The organism is Paenibacillus solani (assembly GCF_001277345.1).
In the GTDB taxonomy this organism is placed as follows: domain Bacteria; phylum Bacillota; class Bacilli; order Paenibacillales; family Paenibacillaceae; genus Paenibacillus_AQ; species Paenibacillus_AQ solani.
In genome coordinates this window covers 3,277,222-3,302,145 of sequence record NZ_LIUT01000001.1, presented here as the reverse complement: position 1 = coordinate 3,302,145, position 24,924 = coordinate 3,277,222, and the positions used below count along the sequence as shown (strand labels likewise).

Annotated in this window: 25 protein-coding genes; 23 read left to right on the top strand and 2 right to left on the bottom strand. The window is 42.0% G+C overall.

Going from position 1 to position 24,924, the window contains the following annotated elements:
* Positions 1-26: 26 nt before the first annotated feature.
* The 7 genes from AM231_RS15150 to AM231_RS15130 all read left to right on the top strand — a co-directional run bounded on the left by AM231_RS15150 (position 27) and on the right by AM231_RS15130 (position 4,277).
* Positions 27-680, top strand: coding sequence for a lysozyme inhibitor LprI family protein (locus AM231_RS15150; RefSeq protein ID WP_054403275.1), 654 nt, complete (start codon positions 27-29; stop codon positions 678-680).
* 50 nt (positions 681-730) lie between these two features.
* Entirely contained in the window at positions 731-865 is a 135-nt protein-coding gene (locus AM231_RS30235; protein WP_278044625.1) for a hypothetical protein, read from the top strand.
* Between the two features lie 63 nt (positions 866-928).
* Positions 929-1,333 carry a 3-hydroxyacyl-ACP dehydratase FabZ family protein gene (locus AM231_RS15145; RefSeq protein WP_054403274.1) on the top strand — a complete coding sequence of 135 codons (405 nt, stop codon included), beginning with the start codon at positions 929-931 and terminating at the stop codon, positions 1,331-1,333.
* 222 nt (positions 1,334-1,555) lie between these two features.
* Entirely contained in the window at positions 1,556-2,257 is a 702-nt protein-coding gene (locus AM231_RS15140; RefSeq protein ID WP_054403273.1) for a HEAT repeat domain-containing protein, read from the top strand.
* Between the two features lie 332 nt (positions 2,258-2,589).
* A complete protein-coding gene (gene comI / locus AM231_RS30000) occupies positions 2,590-2,685 on the top strand; it encodes a competence inhibitor ComI (RefSeq protein WP_235857352.1) in 96 nt (31 codons plus the stop codon).
* A gap of 502 nt (positions 2,686-3,187) precedes the next feature.
* The gene (locus AM231_RS15135) at positions 3,188-3,604 is read left to right on the top strand and encodes a hypothetical protein (protein ID WP_242615168.1); all 417 of its coding nucleotides are present in this window, start codon (positions 3,188-3,190) and stop codon (positions 3,602-3,604) included.
* A gap of 217 nt (positions 3,605-3,821) precedes the next feature.
* The gene (locus AM231_RS15130) at positions 3,822-4,277 is read left to right on the top strand and encodes a hypothetical protein (RefSeq protein WP_054403271.1); all 456 of its coding nucleotides are present in this window, start codon (positions 3,822-3,824) and stop codon (positions 4,275-4,277) included.
* A 262-nt stretch (positions 4,278-4,539) separates the two neighbouring features.
* Here AM231_RS15130 and AM231_RS15125 read toward each other — a convergent pair whose 3' ends face one another.
* A complete protein-coding gene (locus AM231_RS15125; protein WP_106406074.1) occupies positions 4,540-5,109 on the bottom strand; it encodes a DJ-1/PfpI family protein in 570 nt (189 codons plus the stop codon).
* A gap of 402 nt (positions 5,110-5,511) precedes the next feature.
* Between AM231_RS15125 and AM231_RS15120 the strand changes: the two genes are divergently transcribed.
* The 9 genes from AM231_RS15120 (at position 5,512) to AM231_RS15085 (ending at position 19,365) form a co-directional block, all read left to right on the top strand.
* Positions 5,512-6,087 carry a dihydrofolate reductase family protein gene (locus AM231_RS15120; protein WP_054403269.1) on the top strand — a complete coding sequence of 192 codons (576 nt, stop codon included), beginning with the start codon at positions 5,512-5,514 and terminating at the stop codon, positions 6,085-6,087.
* Positions 6,088-6,552: 465 nt separating this feature from the next.
* A complete protein-coding gene (locus tag AM231_RS15115; protein WP_082341650.1) occupies positions 6,553-10,749 on the top strand; it encodes a polysaccharide lyase family 8 super-sandwich domain-containing protein in 4,197 nt (1,398 codons plus the stop codon).
* A gap of 122 nt (positions 10,750-10,871) precedes the next feature.
* Positions 10,872-15,761: a polysaccharide lyase family 8 super-sandwich domain-containing protein gene (locus AM231_RS15110; protein ID WP_054403268.1), complete on the top strand. Its 4,890-nt coding sequence runs from the start codon at positions 10,872-10,874 to the stop codon at positions 15,759-15,761.
* 290 nt (positions 15,762-16,051) lie between these two features.
* Positions 16,052-16,618 carry a histidine phosphatase family protein gene (locus tag AM231_RS15105; RefSeq protein ID WP_054403267.1) on the top strand — a complete coding sequence of 189 codons (567 nt, stop codon included), beginning with the start codon at positions 16,052-16,054 and terminating at the stop codon, positions 16,616-16,618.
* 89 nt (positions 16,619-16,707) lie between these two features.
* On the top strand, positions 16,708-17,130 hold the full coding sequence (locus AM231_RS15100; RefSeq protein WP_054403266.1) for a GNAT family N-acetyltransferase: 423 nt from the start codon (positions 16,708-16,710) through the stop codon (positions 17,128-17,130).
* A 129-nt stretch (positions 17,131-17,259) separates the two neighbouring features.
* Entirely contained in the window at positions 17,260-17,709 is a 450-nt protein-coding gene (locus AM231_RS15095) for a DUF1569 domain-containing protein (RefSeq protein ID WP_054403265.1), read from the top strand.
* Positions 17,661-17,981 (top strand): Imm7 family immunity protein, encoded by a 321-nt coding sequence (locus AM231_RS30455; protein ID WP_207383576.1) that lies wholly within the window; start codon positions 17,661-17,663, stop codon positions 17,979-17,981. Before AM231_RS15095 ends, AM231_RS30455 begins: the two co-directional genes overlap by 49 nt.
* A 95-nt stretch (positions 17,982-18,076) precedes the next feature.
* Entirely contained in the window at positions 18,077-18,754 is a 678-nt protein-coding gene (locus tag AM231_RS15090; RefSeq protein ID WP_207383575.1) for a hypothetical protein, read from the top strand.
* A 116-nt stretch (positions 18,755-18,870) separates the two neighbouring features.
* A complete protein-coding gene (locus AM231_RS15085; RefSeq protein WP_054403263.1) occupies positions 18,871-19,365 on the top strand; it encodes a GNAT family N-acetyltransferase in 495 nt (164 codons plus the stop codon).
* Between the two features lie 194 nt (positions 19,366-19,559).
* Here the strand turns inward: AM231_RS15085 and AM231_RS15080 are convergent, their stop codons facing one another.
* Positions 19,560-19,811, bottom strand: coding sequence for a helix-turn-helix domain-containing protein (locus AM231_RS15080; RefSeq protein ID WP_053492263.1), 252 nt, complete (start codon positions 19,809-19,811; stop codon positions 19,560-19,562).
* A gap of 161 nt (positions 19,812-19,972) precedes the next feature.
* Here AM231_RS15080 and AM231_RS15075 point away from each other — a divergent pair, with 161 nt between their 5' ends.
* The 7 genes from AM231_RS15075 to AM231_RS15045 all read left to right on the top strand — a co-directional run bounded on the left by AM231_RS15075 (position 19,973) and on the right by AM231_RS15045 (position 24,921).
* A complete protein-coding gene (locus AM231_RS15075; protein WP_054403262.1) occupies positions 19,973-20,158 on the top strand; it encodes a hypothetical protein in 186 nt (61 codons plus the stop codon).
* 31 nt (positions 20,159-20,189) lie between these two features.
* Positions 20,190-20,513 carry a hypothetical protein gene (locus tag AM231_RS15070; protein ID WP_054403261.1) on the top strand — a complete coding sequence of 108 codons (324 nt, stop codon included), beginning with the start codon at positions 20,190-20,192 and terminating at the stop codon, positions 20,511-20,513.
* Between the two features lie 326 nt (positions 20,514-20,839).
* On the top strand, positions 20,840-21,436 hold the full coding sequence (locus AM231_RS15065; protein ID WP_054403260.1) for a hypothetical protein: 597 nt from the start codon (positions 20,840-20,842) through the stop codon (positions 21,434-21,436).
* Between the two features lie 146 nt (positions 21,437-21,582).
* Entirely contained in the window at positions 21,583-22,767 is a 1,185-nt protein-coding gene (locus AM231_RS15060; protein ID WP_054403671.1) for an alanyl-tRNA editing protein, read from the top strand.
* Between the two features lie 246 nt (positions 22,768-23,013).
* Positions 23,014-23,640, top strand: a complete 627-nt coding sequence (locus tag AM231_RS15055; protein ID WP_242615167.1) for a GNAT family N-acetyltransferase — start codon at positions 23,014-23,016, stop codon at positions 23,638-23,640.
* Between the two features lie 51 nt (positions 23,641-23,691).
* Positions 23,692-24,168: an NUDIX hydrolase gene (locus AM231_RS15050; RefSeq protein ID WP_054403258.1), complete on the top strand. Its 477-nt coding sequence runs from the start codon at positions 23,692-23,694 to the stop codon at positions 24,166-24,168.
* Positions 24,169-24,351: 183 nt separating this feature from the next.
* The gene (locus AM231_RS15045) at positions 24,352-24,921 is read left to right on the top strand and encodes a GNAT family N-acetyltransferase (RefSeq protein WP_054403257.1); all 570 of its coding nucleotides are present in this window, start codon (positions 24,352-24,354) and stop codon (positions 24,919-24,921) included.
* Positions 24,922-24,924 lie beyond the last annotated feature (3 nt).

Here is a 24,924-nt window from a genome sequence, read left to right as displayed (position 1 = left end):
ATATTAAATATTTAAGGAGATAATTTATGAAAGGTAAGATACTCTTATTATTTTTTATGACGATAATGTTTTCATCTTGTCAAAATATTAGTCAATCGACTACCTTGAACAGCGAAACTAAATCAACAATGAATTCTGAGCTGCCCCCTGATGTAGCGAGTACAGGTAATGGAACAGATTCGAAAGAAATAACTGAAGTTCGATCAGATCCTTCTAACAATGAAGTGTTATCCAGGAGCATCGGGAACTATGAACTGAAAGGAGAATTTTATGATGAAATGCTTCGAAATCCTATAGATCATGATTATGAAGTGGATTTTAATGAATTTCAGAATTCCAAAGAGATTATTACAACATTGGAATGGGGGGCGTTGGAAGGCAAATATACAGAGATTTGGGATAAAGAGTTGAATCAAATATATAAAAAGCTTCTTTCTAAGTTGGATCGAGAACCAAGAGAAGCACTAATTGAATCGCAGAAAGAATGGTTACAGTATCACTTAAGGGAAACAAAATTTGTAGAGAAGACATTTATTAGTAATGGGTACCTTGGATCACAAGGATCGGTAAGCCTAGGCAGGGTTATAAAGGAGAGAATTAGAGAAAGAACAATGCAATTATTTGAATATCGATATTTGCTAGATGGTGAAGTTGAGTTTTTATACCAAAGTAAAAAATAGNAAAAAATAGAGTTGGAATCTTGATCAAAGGTTTTTAGGTGATGCTAGTGATGGCGCATAACAATGTATTTACGCTGCGGGGCTTGCGCTCCCTTGGTCCGGGCCGAGGAACTTTGAAAGAAGCAGAGTCAGCCGAACAACCCTGCGAGCCTAAGTCTGACGACCCGTTCCCTGCGGTCATTTAAGGCTCTCGGGTTCGTGAATACAAAAACGCATCAGAAATTGTTGCAATACAAAGGAGTCAAGTGATGATTGATATTTCAAGTACTATTCCTCATAGGTATCCGTTTTTATTTATTGATAAGGTATTGGAGGTTGAAAAAAACAATTGGGCAAAGGGATATAAACTTGTTACAAGAAATGAATGGTTTTTTTATGAAGAGGATGCCTCTGTCCCAAGTACCTTGATAGTTGAAGCGCTTGCTCAATTGGGAGCATTTGCTACGATCTCTATAGATAAAGGGCTTGGATTTCTATCTGCGCTTAAAGGAGTAGAAGTGCTAGGACAAGCGTACCCAGGGGATCGGATAGACTTATATTATGAAATTATCAAGAACAAACGAGGGTTTGTAATCGGAAAAGGAATTGCGTCAGTAAACGAACAAGTCATTTTAAAAGCAGATGAAATCATGATTTACATACAGCCCAATTGAATGTAACTCGGAGAAGGCAGCAATATCCGATAACCACGCATTCGCGCTTCTGATATTCGCCCTCGGTCCGCAAGATGTGTTTTCGGAGAAGAGGAATAAGCGGACAACCTTGCACCGGCTAAGTCTGACGACCAGACCTACGGTCTTAAGCCGGTGAGGGTTCGTGAATGCCTTAACGTTTTATGAAATGCGGAAAAATCTTTTTTTCAAAGGAGCAGAATTATGTTTTTAGATCTTTTTAATAGACTCAGCATCACATTACCTACTGTATTAGTTGAGGAGTTAGAAACTCACAATAAGAAACAGAAGGATCAAATTTACTTTTTAAGATTATTGGAATTTGACGAAATAATTGAATTAGCTGATTTCATGTCTGAAATTAAGGTTTATCAAGATATTATTCCTTTATGGACAGATGATAATTCGAACTATATAGGATTACATATTCAAGGTGCATGCAAATACAGGATAAGTTACATCAATCATGAGGAAACGGATTTATCTCCAGGTTTTAGAAGTATAAGTTCATTTATAACTAAACTCGAACAACATCCTAATTTTGATTGGGATGAATTGAAGAAAGACTATCCCTCAGAAAAAGAAAATAGTAGTACTGAGATTGATGAAGACCTAAGTTGTATTGAAGAGTTGAACAATTTGATAAGTTCTAACCAACTAATAAATGATGATATTCGTTGTCAGTATATTTTTTCAATCATGGCGTTAACTCCGAAAAGATATCTTGATTCATTAATGAAATATTTAGATGATGAAGATATGTATGTTCAAGAGAGAGCATGTGAGATTATTGGTTTTCATAGATACATTCCAGCTATAGAAAAGTTGAAAGACGTTTCCATAAACGGAATGCATAATGGGAAATTAGCAGCCAAAAGAGCATTAGCAAGAATAAGAAAAAACTAAATGAAGAAATTTGAAATACTATTCAATGAAGTCCGCACTCCACATAACATAATATTACACGCACGGGGCTTTCGTCCCTGGTCTGCAAGGTGCAATTACATAGAGGAAAATCCAGCAGACCAACCTTGCACTGGCTAAGATAGGAGCTATCTAAGCCAGTGAGGGTTCGTGAATACGGAAACGTTATCTAAAAGGGCTGCTAATGATATTAAAACCATTTATAAGTTCAAAGACATAATAAGAACGCTTGTACGTAGATGTAAATAAAGGTAAAATATAACTACAATTGAATCTTGGGTGGTCATGGTTTCCCTTCGAAAGGAGGTGAAGCCATGGAAGTGAAAGATGCACTAACGATTATGTTCCTATTTGGATCATTCATTCTTGCACTTTTAACTTACATTAATCATAACAACAAGAGAAAGTAAAAACCCACCCTAAGGTTGACCGCCGAAGGTGGGTTTCCGATCGTAATTGACTAAGAAGGGATTACCCATCCAAGCCAATTGTATGGACCAAGTGTTAGCGCACTTGGTCTTTATTAAATATATATTACCATATTTGAAAAGATGTATCAAAGAACTAATTGAATAAAAAATAATGTAGAAAAGACATATAAGCAGATAATGAAAGTACTTCGAAGAGGGCATTGCCATCAGATAACATCGAATCTACACTGCGGTCGTTTCGGCCCTTGGTCTGCAGAGTCTTTTCAAAGAAGTGGAATCAGCAGATAACCCTGCACTGGCTAAGTCCGTTGGACCCGGGGCTTGCACCCCTTAAGCAAGTGAGGGTATGTGAATACAACAACGTTATATTACATGGGGGGAGAGTGCGATTTTAAATAATTTAAAGAGTAGAAGAACATTTATTATCCTCATAATTGTTACAGGCACATTATATTTTTTTCTAGGTGATATGAATAGTTTCATGAGTAAGTCAAAGTTAAATAAAGAAATTCAAGTAAAACAAATCTCCAGCACCGAGATGTCCAAAGCACAATACACTAGAAAAGGATCAGCTGCATATATCGATTGGATAAGAGTAGAATTAGATCAAAATGATATTAATAACATTGTTAATTGGGTTAATTCAGTACCTGATTCAGATATTATAGAGTTGAAACAAATACCATCAAACACAAGCATTAGCGCAGGGATTGTTTTTAGATTAAAGACCAGAAAAGAAATAAGAATTCAATATGATCTTGAAAAGATTTATATAACAAGAACAAATATAAGGACTGGCCAAGTCATTTATACAATCAATCAAGAAGACTTAAAGAATTTCTTTGATAAACAACTCAAAGGTTTTTATTTTGGAGAAGATAAGGTGGAGGAATCTTGAAGTTACTCAAGAAGCCTTCCCCCCATCATATAACATTGTATTTACGCTGCGGAACTTACGTCTCTTGATCGTCGTATGTATAATTATGGGCATAATCAGACGACACACGAGCCGGCCTAAGATAAGAATTTCTAAGGCCGGCTCACGTCGTCAATACGGGGACGTTATGTGGACGTGCGAAGATCTGAAATAAATCATCTTGAAAGAAGGATCTTACATGAATATGAGACTGAGTAATCTATCAATAATATTAATCGCACTTCAAATACTTTTAGGGATAGGAGCAATATTTGGTGGAATAGCATTTATTATCGATCCAAGTGGAGAATTGATGGGTATGTCCCGCTCGCAGTTAGAACATTCTATTTTTCATAATTATCTTATACCTGGAATCTTATTGATTTGCGCATTAGGAATAATTCCTTTCATAATCGCATCAGGTCTACTCAGAAAGTGGAAATGGAAAATGGCCGACAGACTTAATATATTTCCGGATAAACATTGGTCTTGGACATTTTCATTATATTCTGGATTTGAATTAATCATTTGGATTACAATTCAGATTTATATTCTGAATATGTTTTCAATAATTCATTTGATTTATATAATATTTGGATTAACTATACAAGTAGTAACTTTATTACCAAAGGTTCAAAAACAGTATTCAATTTAAGACCTGTCGGATAGATGACTGAATTTTGTGGGCAACTCAATGCACCATCAAATAACACCGTATTCACACTGCAGACCTTGCGGCCCTTGGTCCGCCCGAGGAATTTCGGATGAGCTAAATCAGGCGAACAACCCTGCGAGGTTAACTGCGCAAGCGTAGCCGGCAGCTACGCTACCTTAAGCCTCTTCGGTGCGTGAATACAAGAACGTTAGCGGAAATAACCGGAATTTAATTAACAAGTAAGGTAACTTTCCTTATATAATTAAGAACTTATTCCCTTACAAAACTTAAGTGCTGAATCAATGTTATCTTGTTCAATTAACAAGCCCAATTGCTGACATATTGAAACTGCAAACTCAGCAAACGCAGTACCTTTTGCAGTTATTATCGACTTTTCTACTTCAATATCTGCTCCTGAATATGTTGAATTTTTAAAAAGCGTTTTATTATTCTCATATGTACTTGTAAGACATGTAAATTTTCGACCATTGAGTATTCCAGCTTTAGCTAATAAAGTCGCAGAGGCGCATATAGATGCAATTGGAATATCTAAGTTATAGGCACTTGAAAGCATATTAATTACAATTTCTTCTTCTATAATTTCTCGAACACCATCACCACCAGCAATAAGGATTAAATCAAAATTCTTTATATTAATTTCTGATATAGAGAATTCTACATGAGTCCGTAACCCACCAACACTTTCTACTGATTTACCATTTACAGAAACCGTAGTAATCTTGGCTTTGCCTATTTTTCTAAGAAGGAAAAGAGCATGAGCAATTTCAAAGTCAGCATATTGAGGATAAGCAAGAAACAATACATGTATCAATTGATAATTCATCTCCTATTTAATAAAGTCATAATCCAAACTTTAATGATTAAGGATTTTTTTGTAAAAAATACAATTAAAGAATATCATATGAGACAATAGATTTAAAAAACATTTTATAGATCCTTTCTTGAAATGATAACTCGAAGAAGTCAGTTACTACAGCTAACAACATTTTCACGCTTCGGTCCATTCAGCCATAGTTCCGCCCAAGGTATTTCGATGAAGTGATCCAGGCGGACGTCGAGAACATAAAAACGTTATACGACAGCCTCTTAATGTATTAAAGAAAGGACATTTCAAATGAAGATCAGAACTGTTTCACTATGCCTAATAAGAAAGGGTCAACAACGTAATTAATGTATAATGTAGATATCCCTCATGAACAAAGGAGAACTGAAAATGAGAAAACTCGTTCTATTTCTGCACGCATCGCTTGACGGTTTTGTAGAAGGGCCGAACGGTGAGATGGACATTGGCTGGGTTTCCTACGATGCTGATTTAGAGAAACACGCGCAAGAAATTCTGAGTACGGCCGACACTGTCATTTGGGGACGTGGGACTTATCAGATGATGCACAGTTACTGGCCATCTGTGCCTTCGAATCCATCAGCTTCGGAGCATGAACGGAATCATGCCGAGTGGATCGAAAAGACAGCCAAAATCGTATTTTCCACGACCATGGAGAAAGTCGAATGGAATAATTCCAGACTCGTGAAAGAAAATGTCGAGGAAGAGATCAAGAACCTCAAACAGCAGCCAGGCAAGGATATGGTCATCCTTGGCAGTCCTAGGTTGGCACACCACCTTATGCAGCTTGATTTAATTGATGAGTTTAAAATTACAGTTTCTCCTGTCCTGATCGGCAGCGGGTTGCCGTTATTCCAAGGTCTTAAGGAGAAGATCAATCTTAAACTTATCGAAAACAAAACCTTCGATTCTGGAGCCTTAGGTCTCGTTTATCAGACGGTAAGGTGATTACGCTAACGGAAGACCATATCACCGAAAGCGACAATTAGGTTGCCAATGATAGGGATCATAGGAATTGAAATATTGATCTTTGGAACCGCATTTCTATGTTTACTAAGTGAGGGATTCAAAGCCTTTGCCATAATAGTTTAATAGTTTCATTTGTGAATAGATACATTATTATAAAGTACAATCAAGGGATTGATTAGCTCCATACATAAAATAGAACCATAATAAGAGTCAAGAACCAGCAGCAAGCTCATGCGATCGGCATGGGCTTGCTATTTTTTTGACATGGTTCCGTAAGACGGTAGCTATGAGCACTATAGTGAAAGTTCTTTACCTTCATTTCCATATATAGGTCAAAATAATTCACCGGAAGGCAAAAATTAGCCCTGCTCTGACCTCCTCTCTCCGTTTTATCATGGAAAAGATTATGGAAAGCGATTTCAAATTCTGGGAGGAGGAATATTTTTGAAAGCGCTGTACAAAAGAATATCCGTGGTTTTGGTTTTATGTATGACGTTGAATTTGCTGCCGATGCTTCCGACTTGGTCGACGTACACGGCGAATGCGAGCGACTCAGGAGACAACATTATTCCTAATGGGGGATTTGAGCTTGTCGGATCCACGGGGAACGCATCATGGGTAGACGGGATTCAACCGCAAGGGTGGGGCGCGTGGCTTGCTAAGGGACAAGGTAAAGTATCTGTTAGTGATGCCGTTTACTATTCCGGAGATTACTCTGTACAGATCGAGCATCTGAGCGCGATTGACCGGACAGGACTTAGTCTGGATGTGCCGATTACCGGCGGAGCTACATATGAATTCAGCGCTCGGATCAAAACGGCTGATGTTGTATCGAGTGGCGGTGTATTTGTGAGAACGAATTTTTATAAAAGCATTGCAGGGGTAGATAACAGCTCAAAGACCGAAAAAGTCGGAGACGGCCCTTCTACCGCGAAGCTGGACGGAACTAACGATTGGACATTGAAGGAAGCGGTGTTGTCGGCCCCGGCTGAAGCGAACTATGTCCGAATCGAACCTTTTTTCGAAACGGGAACAGGGATTGCTTGGTTTGATGATGTGACCATAAAATCGCGAAAAGGGATAATCGGGCTGTCTTTGGAACCGAAATTGCTTTCCCTGGAAAAAGGCCAAACGGCAGCGTTAACTCCAACCTACATGCCGGAGGACGCATCGGATCAACCCGTCCTGTGGAGTTCTTCCGATTCGACGATTGCGTCGGTCGATGACGGAACCGTGACTGCGCTTGATTATGGAAACGCTGTCATTACCTTATCGACGCCGGACGGTCTTGTCAGTGCCCAATCTTACGTAACCGTGGAGTCTGCGGCAACGCGGGCTGGTTATGACGAACTTAGGTTGAAGTGGTATGACAAACTCATCGGCGGATCTTCCATGGACTCGTCCGATCCGGATGTGGCTGCTTATATCCAGTCATTGTCGGATAAAGTGTCCCAAGCTGGAGGCACTGGGATTTGGGATCGTATGAACAACATGCCGGATGCGAGTGCGCTATGGGATGATCTGATCGATCAGAGCAATACCGATTCGGCTCGAATTACGCGAGCGTACGGGATGATCAGGGATATGGCGCTTGCCTATTCGACCAGGGACACTGCTGTGTACCATAATGAGGTCCTGCGTGACGATATCTTCGCAGCTTTGGAATGGATGCATACTTACCAATATAACCAAAGCAAGAACAGTGTCCCGAACTGGTGGGATTGGGAAATCGGAACGCCGCAAGCGATCATGGACATCCTCGTGCTGATGTATGAAGACATGTCCGCAGAGCAAGTTGAGAAATACTTGAATGTCATTGACAGGTTCGTTCCGGATCCGACAAAGAGAGTGCAGAATGCAGGCGTAACAGAAACGGGCGCAAACCTGCTTGATAAAGCGTTGGTCGTTGTCCTGCGCGGAATCGTCGGCAAAAACGGATCGAAGATCGAACAAGGTAAAAATGCAATGCCTGGGGAATTCCAATACGCGAAGAGCGGTGATGGGATTTATGAAGACGGCTCTTTAATCCAGCATTCCAATATTGCTTATACGGGGGCTTATGGCAGTGTATTGGTCGGACGTATGGCTGATTTAATGTATTTGTTCAACTCCTCCCCATGGGAGTTAGACGATCCAAACGCAGCAAATGTATATGAGTGGGTGGAGGATTCGTTCGAGGCCTTGATCTACAAAGGGGCAATCATGGACATGGTGAAGGGGCGCAGCATCTCCCGTGAGACGGACTCGGATCATCTCACAGGCCGAGCAATTATTCGCACGCTCGCACGGTTAGCCGAGGGAGCCCCGCCTGAGAAAGCCGCCCAGATGAAGAGCATGATTAAGGAATGGGTATTATCCGATACGACATTCCCGAGCTATTACGTAAATATGCCGATATATGAAATGAATTTGATTAAGGCCATTGTAGGCGACGCTGCGATCCAGCCGCGCGGAGAGCTGGTGAAACATCAGAATTTCGCTGCGATGGATCGGGTCGTTCATCTGCGTCCGGGCTTCGGCTTCGGGCTCAGCATGTTCTCCGACCGGATCTCGGCTTTTGAATTCGGTAATAACGAGAACATAAAAGGCTGGTACACCGGAATCGGGATGACTGCCTTATACAATAACGATTTATCTCAATACAGCAATCAATATTGGCCGACGGTGGATATGTACCGCTTGCCGGGAACGACAACGGACGGCTATGCTCCGGCTCCGAAAGATTGGGCTGCTTATTACAATTCGAAAACCTGGGTCGGCGGTTCGGTCATCGATGGACAGTACGGCGCGGCAGGGATGAGTTTTGCACTGGATAAAAGTACGGGCAGCAAACTGAACGGCAAAAAATCATGGTTTATGTTCGACGATGAGATTGTCGCGCTAGGCTCAGGAATTGCAAGCACGGACAACCGTAAAGTAGAGACGATTGTGGAGAATCGTCAATTGACAGACAGCGGCTCGAATAAGCTTACGGTGGACGGCCAGGTGAAATCTGACGCCCTCGGATGGGAGGAGCCGATGAAAGGGATCGGTTGGGCTCATTTAGAAGGAAATGTGGCCAGCTCCGACATCGGGTATTATTTTCCGAACAAAGCCGACATCTCAGGGAAACGCGAAGCGAGAACGGGCTCCTGGAAAGAGATTAATAGCGGAGGCTCGTCCACTCCGGTGACGAGAAACTACCTTAGCTTGGCGTTCGATCACGGTACGGCACCGCAGAGTGGCTCTTATGCCTATGTTCTATTGCCGAACAAGGATAGTGCGGCGACTGAGCAATACAGCCAGCAACCCGATATTCAAGTATTGAGCCAGACGAACAAAGTTCATGCTGTCCAAGAGAAGAAGCTGGGAATTTCCGCATTCAATTTCTGGGAAGCAGATCGTTCGGAATTTGTACGAGCGTATCAACCTTCATCGATTATGGTCAAGGAACAGGGCGATCAATTGACCATCGCGGTTTCCGATCCGACCCAGAAGCAAGAGAAAGTGACGGTAGATCTAGGTAAAGCCGTTTTGAAGGAGATTATGAAGGACCCTTACGTTACCGTGATCCAAACATCGCCTTATCTCAAATTGGAAATTGACACGAAAGGCGCGATAGGAAAAACCCATGCGATTCAATTCCAATACGATCCAAGCCAAACGCCGGAATTGGATGGTCCTGTTACAGAACCAGGCCAAGAGGAGAAAGTGACTGTATATGTGGCTGAAGACGCTTATGTAAATGCCGGCACTAAAGCGGGACAAAATTTCGGCGGCGTCGGTTATCTCAATGTGAAGAACGGCGTCAACGACTACTTGCGTAAAACGTTCCTGAAATACGATTTGAGCGGACTTTCCGGTGAAATTGAGTCAGTGAAGCTGCATGTTTACGGTAAGAAGAACGACACCCGGGGAGTGACGGAGAGTGTTGGCGCATATGAGGTGTTAAGCAATGCTTGGACCGAAAATACGCTCACTTGGAATAACAAACCTCAAGTTGGAAGTTTAATCGATAAAGTGTCTTTTAACGCAGACAATGAGTGGCGCCAATTTGACCTTACCACTTATGCCAAAGCGCGGATGGCCGAAGATAAGCAATTGAGCATTGCGCTCCAAGGCGAAACCGATTTGACGGTAGAGGTGAGAAGCAAAGAAAACGAAGGCGGGATTTACAAGTCGTATTTGGAAGTGACCATGAAACCCGCAGTTCCGGTGAAGGGCGTTCAATTAAGCAAGGAGCAAGCGGCTCTCACGGTTGGTGGCAGCGTGAATCTGGAGGCGACCATCGTTCCGGAAAATGCGATGAACACCAATGTAGCGTGGACCATCGACCGCAGTGATATCGCAGAGTTGAAGATGGAAGGCCGCCAGGCGACGATCACCGCATTGAAACCAGGCCGCGTGCAAGTGACCGTAACGACCGAGGATGGCGCATTTGTTGCAACCTGCGTCATTCACATTACGCTTACGAATACCATTGGCGATCTGAACGGGGACGGCCGCATTGGAGTTGGTGATTTGGCGATCGCTGCCGCTCATTTTGGTAACACGTCCGGTAGTCCTGATTGGGATGTAATCATGGCAGCCGATATCAACGGTAACGGCACCATCGATGAAGATGACTTGAAGTGGTATTCCGAAGTAATGGTTGCGAAGTAGGATAATTCTGTTCTTATCAAGGGGATAGGCCTAAACGGCTTTTTAGCGACTGTTTGTATTTTAGCGAAGGGGACTGATATCGGGTCCCTCTCGCAAATTGTTGGAAGGGGTGTTATTTCATCGTGAAAAAATACAGCGTCAAGCTTCTCGTCCTTTCTTTTTTGATCTTTTCGCTTATTATTACGTCTTTTCCGGCTGTTCCGGCAGCCGCGGCGGCGCCTCAGGCGAATGATTTCGAAGCGCTGCGCATGAGATGGTTCGATTATTTGACGGGCGGTTCGCAAATCGACCTCAATGATGCGGACATCCGCAATGCGGTTGAGGCGAATGCCCAAAAGGTAACTAACGACAGTCATACCGGGGTATGGGATACGCTGAATAAAGCGGCTGACCGTACCTATTTATGGGCGGATTATAACAGTACAACCGCTCCGAACCACATTACCTTATCGTACAACCGTCTGAAAGATATGGCGATTGCCTTCGCAACTCCCGGCACATCGTTATATCAGAATGAGGCTTTAAAGAACGATATTATTGCAGGCTTGGATTGGATGTATGAATATCGTTTTAACGAAACGAAAAGCAGTTACGGCAACTGGTGGGAGTGGGAGATCGGCTCGCCGCTCTCATTAGCCGATATCGTCACACTGATGCACGATCATTTAAGCCCGGAACAAATCGCGGGGTATACCCGTACGATCGACCGATTTTCACCTGATCCGACCAAGAGATTGATCGGCGCTCCAGGCCTGAAAGAGACAGGCGCCAATCTTTTGGATAAATCACTGGCTGTTCTGCTGCGGGGCGTACTCGATCAGAACGAGACGAAAATCGTTCAGGCGCGCAATTCGATCGGTTCCGTCTTCCCGTATGTGACTAACGGGGATGGATTTTATGAAGACGGTTCATTCATTCAGCATAATAATATTGCGTATACCGGCAGCTACGGCAGCGTTCTGTTAGGGGATATTTCAAAGCTGCTGACGGTCTTGAGCGGCTCTTCATGGACGATCCAAGACCCTAACTTTGATCATGTATGGGATTGGGTTACCGATTCATTTGAACCGGTTATTTATGATGGTCACATTATGGAAATGGTGAGCGGCAGAGCGGTTTCCCGCTACAATAACAACACCCGGGGTGCAGTATGGACGATTCTGCGATTGGCGCAATACGCTCCGCAGGAACAAGCTGCCTACTATAAGAGCATGGTCAAGGATTGGGCCGTTTCGGATAAAACGATGCCGAACATGTACGAAGGCATGCAAATTCGAGACATTGTTTTGTTTAAAAAGCTGATGAGCGACGCCTCGATCGTGCCCCGCGGAGACTTGATTGCACATCGCCAATTTTCCGCAATGGATCGGATCATTCATTCGCGGCCGGGCTACACCCTTGGTATTAGCATGTCCTCTTCCCGCATTGCCAACTTCGAGGGAATGAACGGTGAACATTCAAGAGGCTGGTATACCGGTGACGGAATGACGTATTTATATAATCACGACTCAGGGCAATTCCGTGATGCGTTCTGGCCAACAGTTGATTCCCACCGGATGCCGGGTACAACGTCCGACGGCGTGGAACGCTCGATGATCAAAACGACGGGGAAAACTTGGGTCGGCGGTTCATCTATGGATAGTTCGTATGGGATCGCGGGGATGGATCTGGCTCCTCCGGGAAGCAAATTGACCGGTAAGAAGTCGTGGTTTATGTTCGACAATGAAATCGTTTCGCTGGGAGCGGGCATCACTACGTCCGACGAGCGGAAGGACGGGCGCCAAGTCGAAACGATTGTGGAGAACCGGATGATCAATGCGGCTGGCTCCAATCCACTGACCGTAAACGGTCAAGTGATGCCAAGCCAGCTGGGCTGGTCCGATGAGCTGAAGGGAGTGAACTGGGCACATCTGGCGGGGACGGCGGATGGAGCCGATATTGGCTACTATTTCCCGGAGAACAGTGATATTCGTGCATTACGCGAATCTAGAACCGGTTCATGGAAAGACATTAACACGTCGGGTCCTGCCGATCCGATTACACGCAATTATGTCAGCTTGGCTGTAGAGCATGGCACGAAGCCGGCGGACGCTGCGTATTCCTATGTATTGCTGCCGACATTGTCGGCGGATGCGACAAGAGCGTACAGTGAGAACCCGGACATTCGCATCCTGAGCAATACGGCGCAAATGCAGGCGGTGGAAGATACAAAGCTTGGCCTGACAGGCATCAACTTCTGGCAGTCGGGCGAATTGGGCCGCGTACGCGCTTACCAGCCTGCTTCGGTGATGGTGAAGGAGCAAGGTGATGAGTTGACCGTATCCGTGTCCGATCCGACGCAGACGCAATCGAAGGTGAAAGTGGAGGTTGCCGCAGCAGCGCTTGAGGAGTTAGCCAAGGATCCGACTGTGACCGTATTACGGACGTCTCCATCGGTTCAACTGGAGATTGCCACAGGAGGAACGAAAGGGCGCAGCCATGTCGTGAAGTTCAAAGTCAATTCCGGGGCGGAAAATGAGCTCCCCGAAGAAGGCGCGCTTGAGCCGGACGATGCGGCCAAAATTCGCATTAACGTATCTGAAGACACGTTTGTGAACGGAGGCAGCGAAGATAATACGAACTTCGGAACGAGAGGCTTTCTGAATATTCGTAACGGAAGCGGGAACTATGACCGCCGCGTATTCCTGAAGTTTGATCTTTCGCAAATTTCCGACGATATAGAACGGGCCGTGCTTCACGTGTACGGAAAAACGAATGATAATAATGGAACTCAATCCGACATCGGCGTGTTCGCGGTCCATGACGACAGTTGGAAGGAAGACACGATCACCTATAAAAATAAGCCAGGCGCAGGTGAACAAGTCGATTTGACAACGATGGCGTCGCCAGATCAATGGTGGACATTCAATATAACGCCATTCGTGCAAACTAAACTGCAGGACAACAAAACGGTAAGCTTAGCCCTGCAGCAAATCGGCCGTGATTTGCATGCGGAGATCCGCAGCCGTAAGAATGAAGGCGGAAAATACCAAGCTTACCTGGACATTCTCCTTAAAGACACGACAGCGCCGACGACAACCGTTCAAATGGAAGGAAGCGGCGAGACGGAAGCGGAGCATTATAAAGAAGTCGTTCTACACTTCTCTGCCAAGGATAACCCTAACGGCTGGGGCGTTCTACGTACGGAATACCGGATTGGCGGGGGCAAGTGGAGAACGGTGAAAGACGGCAAACTGGTGATTCAAGAGCAGGGCGTTCATACGATTGAATACCGGTCGGTCGATAAAGCGGGCAATGTGGAAGATACGCAAAGCATTGTCGTTTCAATTACACAGCCAACGGTTGAAATTAATGGACCTGATAAAGTGACGGGCGGCGAGCCGCTGATTGTCAAATACGGAATCAAATCAGCCGTTAAAGATATGTATGCACACGACCTGACACTGCAATACGATGCGGATTTGTTGACGTTCGTCTCCGGCGAATCACTGCAGGAAGGGGTAGCCATTCTGGATACTCGGAATGATTCCGGGCAGTTGCGGCTCATTCTCGCCGGCAAAGGCCAGCCGATGCAAGGCAATCAAGATTTGATCAAGCTGACTTTTGACACAAATCAAGTTGAAAAGACAATGGGAAGCAGCATCGATATCATCGGGGCGCGGATTGGAGATGTTCGCGGCGATGAGGTTGAGGCGGTTTCATCTCCTTTTGAGTACACATTGAAAGCAAATGCTGAAGAACCCGGCGAACCTAGCGAACCGGGAGGACCTGGTGAACCTAACCAACCTGGTGAACCCGGCGAGCCGGGGAGACCTAGCAAACCCGGTCAGCCACAGCAGCCGGGTCACGGTTCTGGGAATAATGCAGGTGACGCAAACAAGGCAAAAATAAGCGATCTGGAGCAGCTCGCCAAGCTCCTTGGTCATAACAAAACAAGCGTAGAGTGGGAGCAAATCAAAGCGCTCGATGTCAACGGCGATGGTAAAATTGACGTAATCGATCTGGCCACGATTGCCCGGGAAATTGCTGGTTCGAGCGATACTTCTAAACGTAATTCTCCCCAAGGCCCGGAATCTTTCCATCTCAGTGCGAAATCAGGAAGCTGGAAGGAAGGGGATACCGTTAAACTGACTTTGACAGGGAAAAACGTAAAGGATTTGTACGCTTATGAAGTGAAATTGGGCTTTGACCTTGAATATTTAGAATTCACCGGAGCAGCTTCGGCATTGGACGGATTTACCGTTTCACCGATTGTGAAGGACGGAGTAATTACATTCCTTCATACGATGACTGGCAATATTGCTGGGGAAGAGGGCGATATTGAAATTAGCGATTTTACGTTTAAGGTGAAAAAGACCGGAGCCACCGAAGTCCGCTTAGATGCTATGACCGCAGTCGATCACAAGCTTTCCGCGCAAGACATAGCTGTCGGCAAGTCCGTACAGATCGGTGAAACTGAGGATCAAAAAGCCGTAGTCTTCAGCGATGTTCAAGGACACTGGTCTCAAGCAAAAATTGAGGCTGCGGTTCAAAAAGGCTTGATTAAAGGGTATGCGGACGGGACATTCGCTCCCGACAAGCCGATCACTCGTGCAGAGTTTACCGCTTTACTCTCGAGAGGACTCGATTTGCGCGAAGAAACCGAGCTTGCATTCACAGATGCCAGCCATCTTCCGCAGTGGGCCGCATCGGATATTGCCAAGGGAATTCGTCAAGGATTCATTACCGGCTATGCCGACAATACCTTCCGTCCGAATCAAGCAATAACTCGCATGGAACTTGCAACGATGGCAGCAAAAGCACTGGATCTTACTAACGGTTCTCAAACTGGGCTGACCTTTGCTGATGCCGACGAAATTCCGGTATGGGCTAGAGGCTGGATCTTCTCCGCCGTGAACGAAGGTCTTCTTCAAGGACGCGGCGTTAATCACTTTGCACCAACGGAGCATGCAACCCGCGCAGAAGCGGTAACCGTTTTACTCAACGTAGTTCAAGCACATTCTTCAAGGTAAGAAAACAAGCTCAAAATAAACGTCCCAGCCAAAGATCAGAGATATCTAAGGCTGGGGCGTTTTTGTAAACATGGTTTGGAATGAGTTGGTGGATAATATATGAATGAAATAGAAGAATGGAATGCTTAGATGAAAAGTGTTGATTGAGAGCCTGGCCGCCATAGTGTGGTAGGCTCTTTTTGCAGTTTCCTCAAATTTACATATGGTGTATATTGGGTAGAATGGCGTAACTGCGAATACAATAATGTCGCATATTTAATGAAAGCTTCCCAAGGAGGCCTGGAGCCTGTATGAAGACAACTATCTATATGGTTAGGCATGGAGAATCACCATACACTGAAGGAGATGAAAGGACAAGAGGGCTTACCCCAAAAGGTAAGGCCGATATTGAAAAAGTAACGAAGATACTTATAGGTGAAGGAATAGACATGATTATATCAAGTCCTTATACTCGGGCAATTCTGAGTGTTGAGGGATTGGCCAAGCACTTAAACATAGATATTAAAATATTTGAAGATCTTAGAGAGCGTCATTTTGCAGCAGATATTATTGAAAATGCAGAGTTAATGTCTAGTATCAGAGAGAATTTTAATGACCCTGATTATACCTTGCCGGGTGGAGAGTCTAATGCTGATTGTCAGAAAAGAGCAATCACAGTTCTAAAATCCATACTAAAAGAGCATAAAGGGAAGAAAATAGCAGTCGGGACTCATGGTCTTGTAATGACTTTGATGATGAATCACTTTGACACAGCTTATGGCTTAGAATTCTTGAATCAATTAAAGAAACCGGATATCTATAAAATGCTATTTGAAGACCTAGAATTAAAAGAAGTAACAAGATTGTGGAATGAATAGATTCTATAAGATTTATTGAAGAGGACTAAACAAGAACGTTAGAAAACATTGCAAGGAGTAGTACGAACAAAAATAGCAGGAGGGCAATTATGCCCCATAACCCCCAAATACATATTGGAACAAATGAAGATGCCGGTTATGTAAGAAAAAAACTCATTGAATATAATTCAGCTCAAGTCCCAAATGGCATCTACGAAGAAGTTAATCTATGTATGAAGAACGATAACGGAGAAATAATTGCAGGTCTTAATAGCGCAGTCTGTTGGAATTGGATGGAGATTGATATCCTCTGGGTTGAAGAGAATAATCGAAAAAACGGACTTGGTAAAAGACTTTTAGTGGAAGCAGAAAAGATAGCAAGATCCAAAAAATGTACATTTATTAAGTTGAATACATTCAGCTTTCAAGCTCCTGAGTTTTATAAAAAATATGGTTATAAAGAAATTGCAATTATTGAGAATGCTCCACTTGGAAGTAATCATTATTATTTCAAAAAGGACTTAATACTGTGAACTTAACCACGTCAAAACTGCCTCGATCTGGTAGATGATACTAGCAGGGGGGGGGATACACCAGCCGGACTCCTCCGACTTCGTTGGAAATAGATTTGCTTAATTTAAAACTTAGGGGGCGTTGTTGTTATGAAAAACATTTTCAATCCATTGAATACAAATGAAATCTTAGACCGTATCGATCAATTACGACCAGATTCACATCCGCAATGGGGCAAAATGGATATTGCACAAATGCTTGCTCATTGCTCGTCTTTTCAGGATTTGGCAATGGGGAACTCCACTTACCCAAGAAGTTGGATAGGGATATTAATAGGAAAGTTTGTAAAACCCCTCGTGTATAACGATAAGCCTATTCCTAAGAACATGTCCACGATTCCAACTTTGATCATTGTAGATCAAAGAGAATTTGAAGAAGAAAAAGAAATTCTAAAACAAAAAATAATAATGTTTCAAAGGAATGGTCCTGAAAAATGCACAACACACCCACATCCTTTTTTCGGTAAACTGACTTCTGAACAGTGGGGAAAATGCATTTACAAACACCTAGACCACCACTTAAAACAGTTTGGTGTTTAGCTAATAATAATGAAGTTGGAGGTTTTCAAAGAGGGCGTTTGAATCTTAAATTTACGAAATATATAGCAGAAATAGGCAATATGAAGTTATCAATGCTAAAGAGGTATAACGGGCAAGATTCATTTCTTATATCTGGACTTCATAATCATAAATCTGAATACGTTATCAATATTTTTAAATGGATAGCAATAAACTTACCAGGATCATATGGGCTCTTATATATACATGATGATGAAGATATTATCCCCCTATGTACCAACTGTCGAAGATGAGTATGATCCAACTAGAAATGATTAATAGATCTCTGTATATGCGAGAACTTTATAAGATTTAACACAATAGAGGCAGTCGTATTTGAGGGGGGAGAATGTTGAGAAGCTATAAGATTGCAGCCATATTAGCTGTTAGCTTATTAATTATATCAGTATCGATAAATATAATTAATTACAAAAGCTCAAAGAGGTATGAGGTTGCTGTTGATAGTGCACTAGATTATTTCTTTTCGAATTACAAAGTCGGTTCTATTAATAGGTCACTACATTATGTTCTCGATCATAAAAAAATACACTTTGGTGAAGCTGGAGAAGCATTTAATTATTTTCAAAGGGACTTCAAAGAGCTAGCTAACATGCATAGAGAATTAACTCTGTTATATGGACCTATACATTCTTATAACAACTATGAAAAAATAAGCAGTATAGGTACTGATAATATTTTTGATATGTTCTTAGACTATTCGGTGTTTTTTGAGTACTTGTATGATAATAATTCAGAGTCGCTTGATGTTGAAGAAGAAGGATTGTACCTAAACTTTAATGAATTAGAAGACGAAGTTATCAAAGGAATAGAAATCATTACCGAAATTACTGGAGAACTTGAAAGGATAAGAAGTGAAAGTTATAAAAACAAAAACATTAATGTCAAAGATGTACTAGAGAATTACATGATAAGAAGTGCAGAATACTTTAATACTCAAGAAGTACAGGAAAAAATACAGGTTATAGAAAATATAAATAAGAAATTAATTTCTCAAGCGAAGATTTAGGTGACCAGCTCAACTGATTCAGGTGACATTGATTACTTTAAGATAAGCGCTATCTAAGGGAAAACAGTTATCTGAAATCGATAAAAACTTAATATAAAAGAAAGCCGGAGGACTTTATGATAGTTACTTCAAGATGTAAACTAATGAAAATGGTCTCGGGAGATTTCTATGATGTTGTACAAATTTATAAAGATCCTCAGGTAAGAAGATACTTAGGAGGAACCGTAAACGATGAGTTGCTTCTAAAGAATAAGTTTGAAGAGATATTGAGTAAATCAAAGATACCAAGAGTTTATTTTTGGTGTGTTCGGTTAATCGAGAATGGCCAATTTATTGGTGTAGTCTCATTAGACCAGTATCATGACGGAACGAACATCGAGTTATCTTATGAATTCCTTCCTCAACATTGGGGTAATGGGTATGCTACAGAAGTTGTAAGAAGAATGATACATTATTCATTCACGGAAATAGATCTACCTAAGTTAGTGTCTGAAACTCAAACTGCCAATGCTTCTTCCTGTAAGTTGCTAGAGAGGGTTGGCATGAGACTTGAGAATAGACTAATGAGATTTGGAGCAGAGCAGGCTGTATATAGTATTGAAAGAACGTGATAGTAATTTGAAAAGGGTGCTGATTTCGCAACAATGTATTCACGCTGCTGGGCGGATATGCCGTCATAGTATTGCAAAAAGGGTTAGTGCATTAGGCACTAACCCTCTTTGATTGTATTTATTTAAATTTATTTATCTGCAGGGAAAAAACGAGTAACGATCGTACAAAATGATGGAGGTTTGTAAAACCTTCTTTACTCAGTTTCTTCTCCGAGTAAATAACCCACTGATATTTCTAAAGCTTTTGAGATTATCACCACTTCATAATCTTGAACAAGACGGTATTGACCCTCCAGACGCGAAAGACTGGTTTGACTGATATCCAAGCCTAATGTTTGTAATCTGGCGAGGAACTCTCTTTGCTTGATTCCTTTACTCTTACGTATGGCGATCACTCGGGAGCCGATAATGTTTTTGTCCCCAGGTGGTTCTTGCCTATGTTTCATCGTGTACACCCCTCATTTAATCCAAATTGTAAGAGAAATTATGGTTGTTTTAATGCGAATATCGAATTAAAATAAAATAAACCGATAATCGCATTAAAAAGAGCTTATCTCCAGCATTAACAAGAGATGATGCAGTTTAGACCCGTCGGAGGGGTGGATGAATGATTCGGTTACTTGACTTATTGGAGGAGGAACGGCGAAAGCTAAATCAGCTTGGGGAAGCCTCGTTGAAACAGTTGATTCCGTTGTCGGATAACCCTGAGGTTCAGGAGCAGAGTCGAAGGGTCGATGAATTGGTAGCTTTATATGATGACATGAAAGCAAGGCGTAATCGGATTGCACGATGATTATGTAATATGAGAGGTAGGGGGCATAGAAATGGAGTTTCCACCGTGGTTTCAGAAAGCGATTCAACTAAGGCTGGACGATGTTTCCGCGCAGATTGAACATGATTGTAAACTAAAGCAGATTCGTGAGGAAACAGACGAGGCATTTGAAGCTTTGTTCGCTGACAAGGACGCAGTACCGATGCCTGAATATGCTGAGTGGGAGAATCTTCATATTATAAGCATGGGGATACAGAATGAACTTCTGTACATGCAGGGGTTACGGGATGGCATACAACTCATAGTATCCATACTGGGTCAGTCGATGGGAGTAGATGGCGTAAGCGAAAGTTCGAATACCCATAAAGCGCAGTGAACTTGATCTTAAACTTAAAAAACCGGCCGAAGCGATAGAACAACAGGCTTCGGCCGGTTTTCTTTGGAAAGAAATTAATAATTCAAAACATAAATGCAAATCGGAATATTGATGAATCGGCTTTGAGATATTCTGAATTGATTTGAAGGAAGAAAGGACTTTGATGGTATAATCAGGAAGGATTGATGATAACTTGCTTCTATATCTAATAAAAGAACTAGTTGAATGACGTATGATTGTGAGTCGAAGAAGGTGCGACTTTGGTTAACATTATATTCACTCTGCGGTTTGGCTGACGCCGATCCTAGTCCGCCAGGGGGAGATGAATGGACGTCGTGAACACGGCAACTTTTAGAAATATTTTGCAATCCTATATGACTGAGGGAGAGATTATGAGAAGGAGAATAATTAGAGTAGCAGTTTTTATTGTATTGCTAGGTATTTTTTATTTATATGATGATAATAAAAGATCTTTTTCGACTCCATTAGAAGCTATTTATAATCAAATGGATAACATGGAAGGGTTTAATGTAAAAAAAGTATTTGCCAGTTCAGAAGTGAATAATCGTGCGGATTATTTTTATATAACTAATTCGAATAATATTGTGGCGGCTCAATTATCTAAAGGATGGTTTGGTTGGAGACCTGGTTCCTTAAGTACTGGTAGTGGATTAAATATTAATGATGAAATTTCAGAACCAACTAGTGGCTATACTGGAAGTGGTGATTTTTTATTTGGATTAACAACTGAACAAGTCGATAGGATTGAAGTTAATGGCATACAGGCAAGATTAATCCCTTTAGATTTATATATCGAAGGTGAAGATACTAAGGGAAAGAAGTTATGGTATGTTCATATTAAGACATATAACAGGGAAAGTATTGAAATACGTGCTTATGACAAATTGAATAAAGAACTATAAGTATATATTTTGTTGATCCTAAGAGGTAATAAAATGCACCTCTCCTGTCGGACCTTGGTCTGCAAGAAGTGATCTCGAAAGTCAATTCTTTTGATAGTAAACAAAGACTTAAAAAATGAATAACTAGGAACAGTGAGGACATGACGATGACAAAGAAGCTTTATTACGATTCCGCTTATACCCGGGAGTGGGAGACACGAATCACACGTAAACTGGAGCGGGAGGACGGAATATATCTGGTAATGGATGAGACAGCTTTTTATCCCCATGGTGGAGGGCAGCCATGTGACCTGGGGTGGATCGATTCCATACCGGTACTTGATGTGGTTTTTGAAGAAGGAGAAATTCTGCATAAAGTTGAACGTTTCCCTGAGAAGGAAAAGGTTAACTGCCGGTTGGATTGGGGCAGAAGGTTTGACCATATGCAGCATCATAGCGGCCAGCATCTGCTGTCAGCTATATGTCTGGAGGTATGCGAGGCGGAAACGCTCAGCTTCCACCTTGGCCAGGATTACGCCACTATCGATATCGCTCGATCGGATATGCCTTTGGACCAGTGGATGATGCTGGAACTCGAAGTCAATGATCAGATTTATCTTAACCGAAAGGTAATGAGTTATTATGTGACTCGAGATCAGGCTGCCAATCTCCCACTGGTAAAGCAGCCGAAGGTAACTGACGATATTCGGATCGTTGAAATTGAAGGAATCGAATATAACGCTTGCGGCGGTACGCATGTCTCTCAGACGGGTGAGATTGGAATGATCAAACTGCTTAGAGCAGAGAAACAGAAGGGGCATATGCGCATCTATTTTAAATGCGGCTATCGTGCATTAAATGAATTTAATGCCGGCATGGAGATTCTAAACGGCTTATCAGCCAAGTTCAATACCTCTAAAGAAGAGATTTTGGACCGAATTGCAAAATGGGATCAAGAGCAAAAGCAGCTGCAGGCTGAATTAAACGCCGTGAAGGCCGAAAATGACGCTTACCTGGCCGAGAAGTTATTGGCGGATCGTCAAGGTAGCCTGATCAAACATGTATTTGCGGACAAGCCTTTGAAGGACATGCAGAACCTGGCAGCCAAGCTCACGGACCAAGCTGATGTCATCGTGCTCTTCGTGTCGGGCGCTGATCATAAGGTGCTCCTTGCCCAAGGGGGAGAGAGCGGACTCGCCTGTGGTGCGTTCTTTAAACAGCATCTGGCCGATTATAGCGGTAAAGGCGGAGGTAGTGACAAGATGGCCCAAGCCGGTTTTGCAACCGGAGAGGATGCCATGGCGTTTTATCATTTTGCGGCACAGTCATTAGCACCGGTTGAAGGGGAATAAACAAACACTACGCAAAAAGCATTCGAACTTCTTATCTAGATGCATGATTTTCAAAGCGAGGTTACGAATAGGAGAGAGTTCATTATGTTTGGAGCTCAGCTTGGCATTGCTGAGCTTTGATATATTTAAATTTTTGGCGGGGAAATGTGAATCGTAGGTAGTAGAATAATGGAATAGAAACAAAACTTTTTAAACATGTGGAGAAATATTCTAAAAGAATAGGGATTTCAAGCATTATCCTATGTAGTGGATACAAACGTACCGATACCCATTGCCTATTATGAACATAATGGTTATGACAAAGAAGATTCATCTGGAATGTTAACTGAATTTAATAGAAAGAGGAGTAAAATGACAAATCCATTATCAATAAAACAACTTTCAAATCGTGAAGAAGCATCTTTATTGGATACTGAATTTACAAGCAGATATCCGTGGTATACATCGAAGGACTATTTTTATAAGTGTTTAGAAGAAAATGCACAAGGCAGTAGAGTTACTTTACTGGCTTACTATGATGGAACATTGGCAGGTTGCTGTCACTTATTATTTACTTCGGAATACCCAAATTTTAAAAGAAATAACATTCCAGAGATAAATGACTTAAATGTTTTTCCGGAGTTCAGGAGAAAGGGAATCGCAAGTAAGATGTTTGATGAGTTTGAAAGAATAGCATCAAAGAGATCCGAACAAATTGGTTTGGCAGTGGGACTTTATAAAGATTATGGGCATGCTCAAAAAATGTATAACAAGCGTGGATATGTGATGGATGGTCATGGGATTTACTATAAGAACATGGAAGTAAAACCTGGGGAGCAGGTGTCGGTAGATGATGACTTGCTGCTATATCTAATAAAAGAATTAGTTGATTGACATATAATGCAGATCATGATGAATCAAAAATACAATGATTAAAGGTGACCTATGATAACATTTGAAAAAGATCATAATAAATTTAATTTCAGAGTAGCAGGTATTGCTATTCACAATAATCGAATACTATTGCACACGACGGAAAAGGATAATTTTTGGAACCTTCCAGGGGGCCGAGTAGAATTTAATGAATCTACAGATCAAACGATAATTAGGGAAATTAAAGAAGAACTCAACATAGAGGCACACATGAATAAATTGCTATTCGTGAATGAGGATTTTTTTGATTATGAAGATAAACATTATCATGAGATTGGATTTTATTACTTAATTGATTTCCCGGATGGACACGAAGTTATAGAGAAGGATGGAGAATTTAAGGGAATCGAGGACAATGGAAGGTTAATATTTAGATGGTTCTCATTGGATGAATTAAGAGATTTGAATGTATATCCGGAAATATTAAAAACAGAACTAATCAAGTGGAAAGATCAAGATAAGATTCAACATTTTATAGTTCATCAGTAGAGAATTATTGGATGGACTATCATACCAACTCATTTAAAATCTCAAAGAAAATCAGTGACTACGCCTAACAGCAGATTCGTTGACAAGCTCCCTCGGTCCGCCAGGATTTAGTAGGTAGAGGGAATCAAGCGGACACGATGTTATCTGAAAGATGGGCAGATATTTTATACGGGGGTGGCTGCAATGACGCATATTGAAGAACATTTTCAGGAGTTTCCTGTTTTTGAAACTGAACGAACAAGATTAAGAAAGATAAGTTATTCGGATCAGGAGGATATGTATAGTTATTGTAGATTTCCGATAGTATCGAGATATACCGTTTGGGACACTCATCAGTCACTTGATGATACAAGAGCATTTATTGAATATGTGTTAAACCGTTATGACACACAGAAAGTAGGGCCTTGGGGAATTGAGCACAAACAAGCAAAGAAACTAATTGGTAGTTGTAGTTTTGTAAGTTGGGATAATCGAAATAAGAGAGCAGAGCTTGGATATGTATTGTCCAATGAATATTGGAATCAAGGATACATGTCTGAGGTAATTAAAAGGATTATAGAGTTTGGATTCAATGAATTAGGATTAGTTCGAATTGAAGCCAGATGTCATCTGGATAATATCGGATCCGCCAGAGTGATGGAGAAGACTGGAATGCAATTTGAGGGGATATTGAGAAGGCATATCTGGGCAAAAGGTGCATTTCAGGATGTGAAAATGTATTCAATAATTAAAGACGATTTTCCGGCGTTGTGAATG